This window comes from Mesorhizobium sp. M0208 (genome assembly GCF_040322015.1).
GTDB lineage: Bacteria > Pseudomonadota > Alphaproteobacteria > Rhizobiales > Rhizobiaceae > Mesorhizobium.
Genome location: NZ_JAMYSP010000007.1, coordinates 104,819 through 118,139 on the forward strand (window position 1 = coordinate 104,819; position 13,321 = coordinate 118,139).

The following is a 13,321-nucleotide window of genomic DNA, read 5'->3' on the forward strand; positions in this document are numbered from 1 at the left end:
GTTATCGCAGAACCGCTGCACACCCTCGGGTCAAGCCCGAGGGCATGCTTTGTGGGACATGCATTAGCAGCCGCCAAGCAGCCGATTGTCGAGCGGGTAGGTCGAAAGCTTCTCGTTGCCGGTTTCGGTGATCAGGATCTGTTCCTCGATCTTGGCGCCTTCGTAGCCGCCAAGCCGACCGATATAGCTCTCGACGCACAGCACGATGCCAGGTTCGAGCACTCCGTCGGGTGTGTCGTCGGTCCAGTCGCTAGCATGCGGCAAAGTCGGGTATTCGTCGGCAAGACCGACGCCATGATAGAGCACCCCATAACGGGCGGGGAAGCAGTCCCCCGGCGGCACTGACGAGCGCTCGACGAGGTCGCGGAACGATACGCCCGGCCGCATCAGCTCCGTGTTGTTGGCGATCTGGTCGGCGGCGATTCGGAACAGGTCGCGCTGCTCCTGCGACGGCGGCGCGTCACCGCAAAGCCAAGTGCGCGAAAGGTCGGCGCAGAAGCCGTAAGGACCGATCAGGTCGGTGTCGAAGGCGACGAGCTCGCCGGCCTCGATCGTCCGCGACGAGCACTCCTGGAACCACGGATTGGTGCGCGGACCCGACGACAGGAGCCGGGTTTCGATCCATTCGCCGCCGCGCGCGATGTTTCCGCGGTGGAGTTCGGCCCACAATTCGTTCTCGGAAATCCCCGGCCTCAGCGCCTGCTCCATCTCACCCATCGCTGCCTCGCAAGCGACGATCGCGCGGCGCATGGCAAGGATCTCGTCGGGCGATTTGATCAGCCGCGCATTTTCCATCACCGCCTCGCCATTGCCGGTCGAAATGCCGAGACGGGCGAGCTCTTCGATGCCCTCGGGATTGATGTGGTCGATCGCGATACGGCGATTGCCGCCGCCGTGTTCCAATACCAGCTCGGCGATGCCGGCTGCCCAGCGGCGGACTTTTTGACCGGTCAGCTCGCCGCTGTACAGATAAGCCCACGACACTGCCGGCCGCACCTCGTCGACGACGCCGGAATGATCGGAAAGATGCTCGCAGGAGAAATAGTCGAACAGCACCACCGGGCCATCGGTGGCGACGAAACAATGCCTGGTCCGATTGTGTGCGACCCAGAGCTGCATGTTGGTCGCATCCGTCGCATAGCGGATGTTGACCGGATCGTAGAGCAAGGCTCCCGCATAGTCGCGGCGCTTCAGCTCGGCGCGGATGCGCTCGAGCCGGTATCGGCGCATGGCGGGCAGGTCAGGAGCAGCAATTCCCGCCGCCTGCCATTCGGTTTCCGCCAGCGCTCCATAGCCCAGCGCATGCTGGTTGAGTTCAGCGGCCTTCAGCCGCGATTTTTTGCGCAGCACACCGTTCGAGCCGTCCGGCTCGAACGGCATGATCTTGCGGTGATGACGGGGCCGGTCAGTCGGGTTCCTGTCCACCGTCGGCTCCTCCGCTAACGCCTTCTTTTGGCACCGTGGCTCCTCCCACCGCCATTCTCTTCAATCTTACATAGGCGCCGGGCCGGGTGGACTTGTCGGTGCCACGCAACAGCGGAACCATCATTTGCCGCGGCTGGCCGTCCGGCTCATAGCCGGCCGCTTTGAGCTGCTCCAAAATGACCGGACGCGGATCGTCACGGTCAAGCCAGACGAGTACGGCCGGCTCCTGCATCAGCATTTCGAAATTAGGCACTTCCTGGTCAAGTGCGACCAGTTTTTCGTCGACCAGCCGCAGGTTTCCGACCCATGCACCATCAGATATTGCGGTTTTGACCGGTCCGTCCGCAGTCAGTTGGCGATAGAGGGCGGGGTAATCCACGCGGATCATCCGCGACAGACCACTGGTCCCGTTTATCTGGACGTACCAGGTGGCGGGCGCGAGGAGCACGGCGATTATCGCTCCAGCCGCGATTACCAGGAGCTGCGCATTCCTGCCGTGCGGCGCCAGCCGTTCCATAGTGGCGACGATGGCCAGCGGCAACATGAACAGGACAGGTAGCAGCCAGCGGTCCTTGACCACCGTCACGCCCGTGACCAGTACAAGTATCGCAAGCATGGCCAAGCCGAGCGCCAAGGTACGCCGCAACAGAATTTCCCGAGCCGGACCTTTCGGGTGCCACTCGGAGAAACGAAACCCGGCCAGCCCGAAAGCCAGCGCGGAAACGAGCACCGGCAAGACCGCGAAATTGAAGGTTCCCATGATAAACTTGCCGGCACCGACAAAAGCCGCCGCCATGCGCCCTCGTTGCGAGTCTATTCCGAACTTCTCGCCTCTCGACAATAAATCGGCGGGATGCATGAGGCTCCAATAGGTGGTTGGCGCCAGCACCAGTATCGCGACCGCTATGCTGATGGCGAACTTCGGATCGAGCATTACGCTGCGCCATTCGCGCAGCGACAGCACTGCCGCAACAAGGGCCACCACGAGGAAGACATCATTATATTTGGCAAGAATTGCGGCCGCCGTGGCCAAGCCAAACGCCGCATAGGCGACCATGCTTCGCCGCTCGACAAGATAGGCCATAGCAAGCAGGAGCAGCGAGCAGAAGGCGACGACGGCGACGGAATGCGACAAGGCGCGCTGCGATTCCCAGACGATCTGCGGGATCGTAAACAGGCCGAACATGGCCGCCGCCGCCGTCGCTTTGGTGTAGCCAAACCGCCGCATGGCGGCGAACACGCTGCAGGCGGCTAGGAACAGCACGGAGTATTTGACGAGCTTCAGCGTGAAGATACTGGTGCCGAAAACATGCGCGGCCAGCCAGTTGATCCAGGTGTAGAGGGGTGGTTGCGAGCCGCCATATCCAGCCCAGAGATACGGTATATAGATCAGCTGCTCCGCATCATCGATGCCGACGCCGGTTCCCGCCCAAGAGCTCAACAGGGACAGTATGACGGTCTGCAAGGCGAAGTAAGCCGCGACCACGACGATCGCCGCCGGGAACGGGCCGATCCGTCCCTCGGCCAGCCACTCGGCCCATCTCAGATTGTACTTCAATGAAATCTCATCGCCCCTGCCAGCAGAGTGTTGCCGGCTGCGCTAACATGAAGAGCATGCTCCGCACAATGCGACCGGCTGGCTGCGCCTACGTCCTCATCTTTTCGCCGCTCGGATCGAACGGCGGTTCGACATTGATGCGTGCGGGACGCCGGTGGCCAAGGATTTCGATCTCGAACAGGCCGGCGCTCTCGTTCTCGGCAAGCGCTGCCGGTACATAGCCTTGCGCCATCGACTTCTCGACATAATGCGCATAGCCGCCGGAGGTGACCCAGCCGACCACGCGCCAGTCGCCGTCGACAATGCCGCGCACGGCAGACGCGCCTTCGGCGGCGTTCGAGCCGCGCACTTCCTTGCCGCCCGCGTCGAAGCGCGGTGCACCGTAGCCATGCGGCTTTTCCACCGTGCCGTAATCCTTGCCGCCGACTTTGGCCCAGATCGGCTCGTCGCCCATGACGTCGGCATCCGCGGCATCGACGATGAAGGAAACGCGGCGCAGCTTCGGCCTTGCCGCCTGTTCCCTGGCTGCCGCCTCCCGGCCGATGAAATCGTTCTTCTCCAGCTTGATGAAGCGGTCCATCGAGCCTTCGAATGGTCCGTAGATTGGACGTAGCTCGCGGAACCAGGTCGGGAAGTTCTTCTCAAGGCGCATCGAGAGCAAAGCCCGCATGCCGAAATCGATAAGGCCAAACTCTTCGCCAGCCTCCTTGATCGCCTTGTAGACCAGGCGCTGGTAGGCGGGCGCCATCCAGATCTCATAGCCGAGGTCGCCGGTGTAGGTGATGCGGTTGACCATGCAGGGCGCGCCGCCGACCGCCATCTCGCGGAAATCCATGAAGCGGAAGGCCTTGGTCGAGATGTCGACATCGACCAGTTTCTGCAGCAGGTCACGCGATTTCGGCCCGGCGATGGAGAGGCCGACCAGCGTCTGGTCGAAGCGGTGGATGCGCACCTCTGACGCCCTTGGGCCGTCCTTGGGCAGATGCTTCTCGAACCAGCGCATGTGATACTTCTGCGCTGCCGAAGAACCCCAGATCATGAAGCGTTCTTCGCCCGCCTTGGCGATGGTGAAGTCGCCGATCAGCCGGCCGAACTCGTTCAGCATCGGCGTCAGCACGATGCGGCCGGTCTTTGGCATGCGATTGGTCATCAGCCGGTTGAGGAAATCCTCGGCCCCTGGTCCGGAGACTTCGTATTTGGCGAAGTTGGCGATCTCGGTGACGCCGACCCTCTCGCGGGTGGCTCGCACTTCCTCGCCGATCGGGCCAAAATCGTTGGAACGGTGGAAGGACACGATGTCCTTTGGCTCAGAGCCTTTCGGCGCGAACCAGAGCGGGGTTTCGAGCCCCCAGCTATCGCCCATGACGGCGTTATTGGCGAGCATCGTGTCGTAGAGCGGGGTTGTCTGCGCTGGTCTTGCCGCCGGCAATTCCTCGTTGGGAAAGCGGATGGAGAAACGGCGCGAATAGTTTTCGCGCACCTTTGCGTTGGTGTAGCGCAGCGTTGCCCATTCGCCGAAGCGGGCCACGTCCATGCCCCAGACGTCGAAGCCCGGATCGCCATGGACCATCCAGTTGGACAGTGCGAGACCGACGCCGCCACCCTGGCTGAAGCCGGCCATGACGGCGCAGGCGCACCAGAAATTGGTCAGGCCCTGCACCGGGCCGACCAGCGGGTTGCCGTCCAGCGCGAAGGTGAAGGGACCATTGATGATCTGCTTGATGCCGGCCTTCTCGATGCCGGGGAAATGCTTGAAGCCGATCTCGAGCGACGGCGCGATGCGGTCGATGTCGGGCTGCAGCAGCTCGTGGCCGAAATCCCACGGCGTGTTGACCGGCGACCACGGCTTGCAGGCCTTTTCATAGGTGCCGAGCAGGATGCCGTTGCGCTCCTGGCGGGTATAGATCTCGCCCTTGAAATCGAGCACGCCGATCATCTCGCGGCCGGTCGACTTGTTGAATTCCTCGACCTCCGGCATCGGCTCGGTCAGGAGATACATGTGCTCCATGGCCAGCACCGGCAGTTCGACGCCGACCATGCGACCGATCTCACGCGCCCACAGGCCGCCGCAGTTGACGACATGCTCGGCTTTGACCGTGCCTTGCTCGGTGACGACGTTCCAGGTGCCGTCGACCTCCTGCGTCAGTTCGACGACGCGGTTGCGCAGCACGATCTCGGCGCCCAGCTTCCTGGCGGCCTTGGCATAGGCGTGGGTGGTGCCGGAAGGATCGAGATGGCCCTCGACCGGATCCCACATGGCGCCGACGAAATTCGTCTCGTCCATCAGCGGGAACATCGCCTTCGCCTCGGACGGCGTGATCAGTTCTGTGTCCATGCCGAGATAGCGGCCCTTGGCGTGGGCGAGCCGCAGGAAGTCCATGCGCTCGGGCGTATCGGCCATCATCACGCCGCCGGTCAGGTGCAGCGAGCAGGATTGGCCGGAAATCTCCTCGATCTCCTTGTAAAGCTGCACCGTATAGGCCTGCAGCTTGGCGACGTTGGGATCGCCGTTCAGCGTATGGAAGCCGCCCGCCGCATGCCAGGACGAGCCGGAGGTGAGCTCCGAACGCTCGATCAGCAGGATGTCGGTCCAGCCAGCCTTGGCCAGATGATAGAGCACCGAGCAGCCAACGACCCCACCGCCGATGACAACCGCTTTTGCATGAGATTTCATGAAGATAGTTCCGTTTTTGAAGAGATTGACTCGAGTGAGCGGGGCGCGAAAACAAAGCGGAGGTCGAATACAGCGGTGTTTTCGGCCAGCCTGCCATCAAGCGCGGCAAGAATGGTTTCACAGACGGAAGTACGATGTTTCAGGACGTCATGGTTCCAAAGACGCAGGATCGAATAGCCTTGGGCGCGCATGAAATCATCGCGGCGGCGGTCATATGAACTGTCGGCGTGCTGTTGTCCGTCGATTTCAACAACAAGCCATTTTTCGCGGCAGACGAAGTCTGCAAAAAAGGCGCCGATGGAGAACTGACGCGTAAAGCGATAGCCGCCAAGCTTGCGCGCCTTTAATTCAAGCCAGAGCAGTGCTTCCGCCTGATTGCCTGCTTGCCTAAGTTTTCGTGCTCGCTCGGTTGTACCTATTTTGCGGCGACTACGCGTTTCATGAACGGCTTCCCCCACTCCGTCGCTGCTTCGCAGCGCCACCTCTCCCCCCTCCGGAGGGAGAGGAAGGGGGCTGGCTGGAATAAGGTCGCGCCCTTCCTCTACCCCGTCGATCGGGGGAGAGGTGTCGTCCGACGCTCGACGGAGCGGGGGTCGACTGTTCATCAAACCAATGATCAGAAATCGGTCGGCGCGCCGCCTTCGGCCCGGCGCTTGTCGACGAAAGCGTTGAGCTCCTCGCGGATTGCCGGGTCCATATAAGGCTCTTCATAGGACGCCAGCCGTTCCTTCCACACGCGATTGGCCTTTTCGAGTGCGGTCGGCGATCCGGCCTCAACCCAACTCTCGAAATTGCGCCAGTCGGAAATGATTGGCGCGTAAAACGCGGTCTTGTAGCGGTCCTGCGTGTGCTGGGTGCCGAAGAAATGGCCGCCGGGGCCGACCGACTGGATGGCGTCGAAACCGAGCGCTTCCTCGGAAAGATCGAGCGGCGTCAGGAACTCGGCGACCATCTGCAACAGGTCTATATCGAGGATGGTCTTTTCGTAGGAACAGCGCAGGCCGCCTTCGAGCCAGCCGGCCGCATGCATCATCAGATTGCCGCCACCCTGAATGGCGCCCCACAGCGAGAACACGCTTTCATAGGCGGCTTGCGCGTCGACCGTGTTAGCGGCGCAGGTGTTGGAGGTGCGGTAGGGGATGTTGTAGCGGCGGGCGAGCTGCCCGCCGACCAGCTGCGCCTTCATATATTCCGGCGTGCCGAAGGCCGGCGCGCCGGACTTCATATCGACATTCGAGGTGAAGCCGCCGTAGCCGACAGGCGCGCCCTTGCGCACCATCTGCGCAAAGGCGATGCCGGACAGCGCCTCGGCATTCTGTTGCACCAGCGCGCCGGCAATCGTCACCGGCGCCATGGCGCCGGACAGGGTGAAGGGCGTCACGATGACCACCTGGCCCTTGCTCGACATCTGGATGATACCTTCCATCATCGGCACGTCGAGCTTGAGCGGCGAATTGGTGTTGATGATGGTGAATACCGACGGCTCTGCGAGCAACTGCTCATGGCTGATGCCGCGCGCGATCCTGGTGATCTCGATGCCGTCGACGTTGCGCTCCTTACCGAGCGAATAGATGTGGAACATCTTGTCGGTCAGCGTGGCGAGGTCACGGATGCATTCGAGGTGGCGCACGGACGGATGGATGTCGATCGGCTCGACCGGGTAGCCGCCCGTGCAGTTCAATATGTTGTGCATCTGCGCAAGCTTGAGGAAGTTGCGGTAGTCCTGCTGGTTGCCTGGCCGACGGCCGCGGTCGACGTCTGAGCAATTGGGTGCCGACGCCATCATCGAGATGATCAGATTATCGCCACCAAAGCGCACATTGTGCGCCGGGTTGCGGGCGTGGATGGTGAATTCCGGCGGGCAATGGGCAACCAGTTCCAGGATCATGTCGCTGTCGAAGCGCACCCGCTCACTGCCCTCGCGGACATCGGCACCATGCGCCTTCATGATGCGCCGGGCTTCGTCATGCAGCACGTCGACGCCGATTTCCCGCAGCACGCGTAGAGAGGCGAGGTGAATTGATTCCAGCTCGTCGTCGGAAACCAGCCGGGTCGGCGTCAGCGGGTTCTTCAACTGCCGAAACGGCGGCTGCTCAAACGCCGTCGATCCGCCGGCACGCTTCCCCGCGCGGCCGCCGCGACGGGCGCGGTCGTTTGCCAGTGCCGGTTCGGCGGGCTGAAGGGCGGCGGTCATGATAGTCCTCGTACGCTGCGGCAATGCGGCGGCATAATGGACCGCCGGCCGTCCGGCCATTGCGGAGGCGGCGACCACTAGGGCGAGGGAAGCGACATGCCCTGGGGCAGCCGGCGGGATCGCCAGCCTCTTGATCGCGTTCCGGCTGGGGCAAGCGGTTTTCGTTGCCGGTGCTTACCGCGACGGAACCGAAACGCTAATCCTGCATCATGGACCGGGCGGAACAAAGCAGCGGCGAAATAGGGCAATGGGCGGCGATCACCGGCGTGATCGCCACCGTCTCGGTGTTCGCCATCGCGCAAGGGCTGAGCTATCCGCTGTTGAGCTTCATCCTGCAGCGCCAGGGCGTCTCGCCGGCCATAATCGGCCTGTCGGCGGCAATGACGCCGATCGGCTTCATCGTCTCGTCGCCGCTGGTTCCGGCGCTGGCGCGGCGTTTCGGGGCAGGGCGCACCGCGCTTACTTGCGCGGCACTTTCCGCGCTGGTGCTCGCGCTGATCGGCTGGACCCAAAATGTCTATCTGTGGTTTCCGCTGCGCTTTTTGATCGGCGCCGTCACCAACCCGCTCTACGTGCTGAGCGAAGTCTGGGTGATCGCACTGGCGCCGCCGGCACGCCGCGGCCGCGTCATGGGCATCTATTCGACCATCATTTCGGCCGGCTTTGCGGCGGGGCCGCTGTGCCTGCTTGCGGTCGGCACCGTGGGATGGCCGCCGTTTCTGGTCGGCATCGGCGCATTCCTGTTTTGCGGCGCCTGCCTCGCCTCGGTGCTGGCACGGCTGCCCAAGGTCGACGAGAGCGGGCACCGGGTTTCGGTGCTGGGGTTCGTGCCGCAGGCGTGGCTGCTGTTATCGGCGGTGATTGTGGCCGCCGGTTTCGAACAGGCGGTGCTCGCCTTGCTGCCGGTCTACGGAACACATTATGGCATTGCGGAAGCGCGCATGTCGGCGCTGCTGTCAGTGATGATCGCCGGCAATATCGCTATGCAGGTGCCGCTCGGCCTGTTGGCGGAACGACTGACGGCGCGGCTGGTGCGGTTCATCTGTGTTTCGATGACGGTGCTGGGATGCGCGCTGCTGCCGGTTCTCATCGAGACGCCGCTGATCTGGTCGTGCGTCTTCGTCTGGGGTGCGGTTTCGTACGGTATCTACACGATGTCGATCATCGAGCTCGGCGAGCGGTTCACCGGCTCGGCACTGGTCGCCGGCAATGCCGCCTTCTCTTTGATGTGGGGCATCGGCGGCATCGCCGTGCCGCCGCTGGCGGGCAGCGCCATGGATGTTGTTGGCGCCGGCGGCCTGCCAATGACGCTCGGTGCCATTTGCCTGGCGCTGACAGTTGTAACGGTCATTCGAAGACGGATGGCGTGAATGCCAGAAAGCCGCCGTTTCTGACGAACGACTTGAATATAAGCGGCCCCATGTCGATCTTGGCTATGCCGCCGCCCGATTCAACCGGAGACCTCATGACCAAATCGAATACCAAGGGACAGCCGGGTTCACCGGCCCAAGACCCGTTTCTCTGGCTGGAGGACAGGAGGAGCAAGCAGGCGCTCGACTGGGTGCATCGCCAAAATGCGATCACGGTCGGGGAGCTGCAGGGTGATCCGTCCTATCGGACGTCGTTCGAGACGGCACTCGACCTGATGACGGCCGAGGATAACATCGCCGTTGGGGCCGCTATCAACGGCTATGTCTATAATTTCTGGCAGGACCGAACGAACGTACTCGGCCTCTGGCGGCGCACCACGGTCGCGTCCTACAAGACCGACAAGCCGGAATGGCAGACGATCATCGACTTCGATAACCTGGCGGCGAAAGAGGGGGTGAAATGGGTGTTCAGCGGCGCCAGTCGGCTCTACCCCGACTTCAGCCGCTGCCTACTCAACCTGTCGCCGGATGGCGGCGATGCCAGCGAGATGCGCGAATTCGATATCGAAAGCAGATCGTTCGTCGATAGCGGCTTTCGCGCTCCTGCCTCGAAGTCGAGCTTTAGCTGGCTGGACGAGGACACGGTTATCGTTTCCGCCGCCTTCGAGGAGGACGACAAGACCCAGTCCGGTTATCCGCGCGTGGTCAAGCTTTGGCGGCGCGGCACGCCACTGAACGAGGCGATGCCGATCTTTGAGGCGCTGAAGCAGGATCTTGCCGCCGGCGGGTCCGTCGAATTCGACGGCAACAAGCGTCATGTCTTCCTCGCCCGGACCATCGACTTCTTCGCCTCGCACAGTTTCCTGCGGCTGCCATCGGGCGAAAACAGGCGCATCCCGTTGCCGGACGACGTCACCGATACAGCACTGTTCAAGGGCCAGTTTGTCTTCGGCGTGCGTACGCCATGGACGGCGCCGGACGGCACGCTGTGCAAGCCCGACGGGCTCTATTCACTCGATTTCGAGCGCTGGATCGAAACCGGGCTATTCGGATCCCTCGATACCGTGCTCGAGCCGGCGCACCGTGTCTCGATCGCCGGTATTGCCCGCACGCAGGACCGGCTTTTCATCAATTTGATGGACAATGTGCGCGGCAAGGTCGTCGCCGGCAAGCGCAGCGACAGCGGCTGGGAGTTCAAGCCCGTGGCTTTGCCCGAAAACGGCAATGTCGGCATCAGCCATGCCGAGCATTTCGGTTCCAGCGTCTCCTTCTCCTTCACCGATTTCCTGACGCCGAGCTCGATCATCTGGTCGGACGACAACGCCGCGGGGCTGGCAACGGTGAAGTCGCAGCCGGCGCGTTTCGATGCGTCGTCGCTGGTCTCCGAACAGTTCGAAGCGCGCTCGAAGGATGGCACGATGATCCCGTACTTCGTCGTCAGGAGGCGCGACTTGCATGGACCCGTGCCGACATTGCTTTACGGCTATGGCGGCTTCGAAGTGCCGCTGCTACCCGGCTATGCCGGCGTGCGCGGCAGGCTGTGGCTGGAGAAGGGCAATGCCTATGTGCAGGCCAACATCCGCGGCGGCGGCGAGTTCGGGCCGAACTGGCATCAGGCGGCGCTCAAGGCCAATCGCCAGAATGCCTTCGACGATTTCGCCGCGGTGGCGCAAGATCTGGTCAAACGCGGCATCGCTACGCCCGCCACACTGGGCATCCAGGGTGGATCGAATGGTGGTCTGCTGACCGGCGTCTCGCTGACCCAGCACCCGGAATTGTTCGGTGCAGTGATCATCGAGGTGCCGCTGCTCGATATGCTGCGCTACACCGAACTGCCGCCCGGCGCGTCATGGATGGCCGAGTATGGCGATCCGGCGAAGCCGGTAGAGGCAGCCTGGCTCGCCGCCTATTCGCCCTACCAGCATGTAGACACGGACGCAGCCTATCCGCCGGTGTTGCTGACGACCTCGACCGCCGACGATCGCGTCCATCCCGGGCATGCGCGCAAAATGGCGGCACGGCTGCAGGCGGCCGGCCACGGCAAGACGCTGTTCTTTGAGGAGACCGAGGGCGGCCATGGCGGACGCGGCGATCGGCGGCCGCAGGCCGCACAGGCGGCAATGAAGTACGTCTTCCTGCAGCGGGCCCTGACTGGCACCAATTGACTGGCACCAATTGACCGGCGTCGCTTTACCGGCACGGCTTGAACTGAGGGCTCGAGGCAGCCTAAGGTACATGCATGGCTCGGCTGGCGAAATCGGGTTGCGCATTTGGGGTCGCGGTGACGCCGTCGCCGCGCACGCTTCGCGCCGAGCTGTTGCGGCTGTGCGCCCGCATCGGCTATTCGCCGCCCGCTGTCCTCTGACGAATCCGCCCCGGCGCAAAAGCTGCCGGATTGGTTCAAGAGGAAAGATCAGACATGACCTACCAGAATTATTCGCTGAAGCAGCTTCAGCAGATCGATGCCGCGCATCACCTTCATCCGTTCACCGACCACAAAGAGATGCGCGAGACCGGCTCGCGGATCATCACTCGCGCCAACGGGCCGTTCATCTACGATTCCGAAGGGACGGAAATCCTCGACGGCATGGCAGGGCTGTGGTGCGTCAATGTCGGCTATGGCCGCGACGAGCTGGCCGACGCCGCCTACGCCCAGATGAAGGAATTGCCCTACTACAACTCCTTCTTCAAATGCTCGACGCCGACGCCGGTTCTGCTGTCGAAAAAGCTGGCGGAGATCGCGCCAAGTCATATCAACCAGGTGTTCTACGGCTCGTCGGGTTCGGAGGCCAACGACACGGCGCTGCGCCTGGTCCGTCACTATTGGGTGCTGGAAGGCAAACCGGAGAAGAACCGCATCATCTCGCGCAAGATGGGCTATCACGGCTCGACCATCGCCGGCGCCTCGCTCGGCGGCATGGATTTGATGCACAAGCAGCTCGGCGGCGCCGTGCCCAACATCGTCCATGTAATGATGCCCTATGCCTATGAGCTCGCACTGCCCGGCGAAAGCGACCATGATTTCGGCCTGCGCGCGGCAAAAGCGGTCGAGGACGCGATCCTCGAAGCTGGCGCCGACAAGGTGGCCGCCTTCATCGGCGAACCGGTGATGGGGGCAGGCGGGGTGAAGATCCCGCCGATGAGCTATTGGCCGGAACTGCAGCGCATCTGCCGCAAATACGACGTCCTGCTGATGCTGGACGAGGTCATCACCGGCTACGGCCGCACCGGCGAGTGGTTCGCGGCACAAGCCTTCGATGTCGAGCCCGACACCATCACCACGGCCAAGGCGCTGACCTCTGGCTATCAGCCGCTGTCGGCGCTCCTGGTCGGCGACCGCATCGCGGCGACGCTGGTCGAAAAGGGCGGCGAATTCTATCACGGCTACACCTATGCCGGGCACCCGGTGGCCTGCGCGGTGGCGCTGAAGAACCTCGAGATCATCGAGCGCGAGGGGCTGGTCGAGCGCGTCAGGAACGACACCGGGCCTTACTTCGCCAGAGCTTTGCAGGAACGTCTCGGCGGGCACGATCTGGTCGGCGAGGTGCGCTCGTTCGGGCTGATGGGAGCGATCGAGATCGTCAAGGACAAGGCAACCAAGGAGCGCTTCCTGCCGGCCGGCAACGCGGCGGTGACCGTTCGCGACCACGCAATTGCCCAGGGCATGATGCTACGCGCCACCGGCGACACGATGATCCTGTCGCCGCCGCTGATCTGGACGCGCGAGACGATCGACATGGCTTGCGATCGTATCGCAAAGGCGCTCGATCTGGCCGAAGCAGATCTGCGCAAGCGGTGAACGACCGCCGGGCGCTCCATGTCGGGCGCCCGGCGATCGACCGAGCGCTTGCCAAGCGAGGAAGCGAAACGCAAAAACCGCGCTCCATCGGGAACGCGGCTTTGCCAGATACGCATGGCGCTTCGCCAACAATACACTTGCGAAACTAACGGCGAAACTTGCGGGCTCCGGTACGCGAGACCTGATCCGGAGCGCCGGGCGGATGTCCGCCTCGCAATCCGTTTTAAACGCATATCGTTACTGCAGGGTTAGCAAGAGCTTAAGCAAACCTAAATTTGCCGACTTTCCGCTTTGGGCAGAT

Annotated in this window: 8 protein-coding genes; 3 read left to right on the forward strand and 5 right to left on the reverse strand. The window is 62.8% G+C overall.

Going from position 1 to position 13,321, the window contains the following annotated elements; translation table 11 throughout:
- Positions 1 to 63: 63 nt before the first annotated feature.
- The 5 genes from NKJ17_RS09985 to NKJ17_RS10005 all read right to left on the reverse strand — a co-directional run bounded on the left by NKJ17_RS09985 (position 64) and on the right by NKJ17_RS10005 (position 7,851).
- A complete protein-coding gene (locus NKJ17_RS09985) occupies positions 64 to 1,380 on the reverse strand; it encodes a M24 family metallopeptidase (RefSeq protein ID WP_352505866.1) in 1,317 nt (438 codons plus the stop codon).
- 25 nt (positions 1,381 to 1,405) lie between these two features.
- Positions 1,406 to 2,983 carry an ArnT family glycosyltransferase gene (locus tag NKJ17_RS09990; RefSeq protein WP_352505756.1) on the reverse strand — a complete coding sequence of 526 codons (1,578 nt, stop codon included), beginning with the start codon at positions 2,981 to 2,983 and terminating at the stop codon, positions 1,406 to 1,408.
- Positions 2,984 to 3,071: 88 nt separating this feature from the next.
- Positions 3,072 to 5,657: a GcvT family protein gene (locus NKJ17_RS09995; protein ID WP_352505757.1), complete on the reverse strand. Its 2,586-nt coding sequence runs from the start codon at positions 5,655 to 5,657 to the stop codon at positions 3,072 to 3,074.
- Complete coding sequence (locus NKJ17_RS10000; protein WP_352505758.1) at positions 5,654 to 6,139, reverse strand: endonuclease domain-containing protein; 486 nt, start codon at positions 6,137 to 6,139, stop codon at positions 5,654 to 5,656. Before NKJ17_RS10000 ends, NKJ17_RS09995 begins: the two co-directional genes overlap by 4 nt.
- Positions 6,140 to 6,273: 134 nt before the next feature.
- Positions 6,274 to 7,851: a trimethylamine methyltransferase family protein gene (locus NKJ17_RS10005; RefSeq protein ID WP_254818184.1), complete on the reverse strand. Its 1,578-nt coding sequence runs from the start codon at positions 7,849 to 7,851 to the stop codon at positions 6,274 to 6,276.
- A gap of 209 nt (positions 7,852 to 8,060) precedes the next feature.
- Between NKJ17_RS10005 and NKJ17_RS10010 the strand changes: the two genes are divergently transcribed.
- The 3 genes from NKJ17_RS10010 (at position 8,061) to NKJ17_RS10020 (ending at position 13,020) form a co-directional block, all read left to right on the forward strand.
- A complete protein-coding gene (locus NKJ17_RS10010) occupies positions 8,061 to 9,221 on the forward strand; it encodes an MFS transporter (protein WP_352505759.1) in 1,161 nt (386 codons plus the stop codon).
- 95 nt (positions 9,222 to 9,316) lie between these two features.
- The gene (locus tag NKJ17_RS10015; RefSeq protein WP_352688169.1) at positions 9,317 to 11,386 is read left to right on the forward strand and encodes a prolyl oligopeptidase family serine peptidase; all 2,070 of its coding nucleotides are present in this window, start codon (positions 9,317 to 9,319) and stop codon (positions 11,384 to 11,386) included.
- Positions 11,387 to 11,640: 254 nt separating this feature from the next.
- On the forward strand, positions 11,641 to 13,020 hold the full coding sequence (locus NKJ17_RS10020) for an aspartate aminotransferase family protein (RefSeq protein ID WP_352505760.1): 1,380 nt from the start codon (positions 11,641 to 11,643) through the stop codon (positions 13,018 to 13,020).
- Positions 13,021 to 13,321: the final 301 nt, after the last annotated feature.